Source organism: Streptomyces sp. C10-9-1, from assembly GCF_024497955.1.
In the GTDB taxonomy this organism is placed as follows: Bacteria; Actinomycetota; Actinomycetes; order Streptomycetales; family Streptomycetaceae; genus Streptomyces; species Streptomyces sanyensis.
Window position 1 is genome coordinate 1 of the sequence record NZ_JANHKP010000034.1, and the last position, 1285, is coordinate 1285.

At 70.9% G+C, this 1285-nt stretch carries 1 protein-coding gene; it reads left to right on the top strand.

Annotation, left to right across the window (positions count from 1 at the left end; all coding sequences use genetic code 11):
• On the top strand, positions 1-1285 hold a 1285-nt coding region (locus NPS70_RS28390), incomplete at both ends, for an acetyl/propionyl/methylcrotonyl-CoA carboxylase subunit alpha (protein ID WP_256527332.1).

Consider the following 1285-nt stretch of genomic DNA (forward strand, 5'->3'; position numbering starts at 1 on the left):
GTGGCGGTCTACGCGGATCCGGATCGGGATGCTCTGCATGTGCGTGCGGCCGACGAGGCGTTCGCGCTGGGTGGTGACACTCCGGCGGCCAGTTATCTGGACATGGCCAAGGTGCTCCAGGCTGCTGCGGACTCGGGTGCGGACGCGGTCCATCCGGGGTACGGGTTCCTGTCCGAGAACGCGGAGTTCGCGCAGGCGGTCCTCGATGCGGGGCTGACGTGGATCGGTCCGCCGCCGCAGGCGATCCGGGACCTGGGTGACAAGGTGGCCGCGCGTCATATCGCGCAGCGTGCGGGTGCCCCGCTGGTGGCGGGTACGCCTGATCCGGTGGCGGGGGCGGAGGAGGTCGTGGCCTTCGCGCGGGAGCACGGGCTGCCGATCGCGATCAAGGCCGCTTTCGGTGGCGGGGGTCGCGGTTTGAAGGTGGCCCGGACCCTGGAGGAGGTGCCGGAGCTGTACGACTCCGCGGTCCGTGAGGCGGTCGCCGCCTTCGGTCGCGGTGAGTGCTTCGTGGAGCGTTACCTGGACAAGCCGCGGCATGTCGAGACGCAGTGCCTGGCCGACCGGCACGGGAACGTGGTCGTGGTCTCCACCCGTGACTGCTCGTTGCAGCGCCGGCATCAGAAGCTGGTGGAGGAGGCTCCCGCGCCGTTCCTGACGCCGGAGCAGAACGCGGAGCTGTACGCGGCGTCGAAGGCCATCCTGAAGGAGGCCGGGTACGTGGGTGCGGGGACGGTGGAGTTCCTGGTCGGGCTGGACGGGACGATCTCGTTCCTTGAGGTGAACACGCGTCTGCAGGTGGAGCACCCGGTGACCGAGGAGGTCACGGGGATCGACCTGGTCCGGGAGATGTTCCGGATCGCGGACGGTGAGGAGCTGGGGTACGGGGACCCGGCGGTGCGGGGTCACTCCTTCGAGTTCCGTATCAACGGTGAGGACCCCGGTCGGGGGTTCCTGCCCGCTCCGGGTACGGTCACCCGGTTCTCCCCGCCGACCGGTCCGGGTGTGCGCCTGGACGCGGGGGTGGAGTCCGGTTCGGTCATCGGCCCGGCGTGGGACTCGCTGCTGGCGAAGCTGGTCGTCACCGGGGCGAGCCGGGAGCAGGCGCTGCAGCGGGCGGCCCGGGCGCTGGCGGAGTTCGAGGTCGAGGGCATGGCCACGGCCATCCCCTTCCACCGCGCGGTCGTCGCCGACCCGGCGTTCACCGCCGACCCCTTCCGCGTCCACACCCGCTGGATCGAGACCGAGTTCGTCAACGAGATCCCGCCCTTCACGGTGGGCGGCG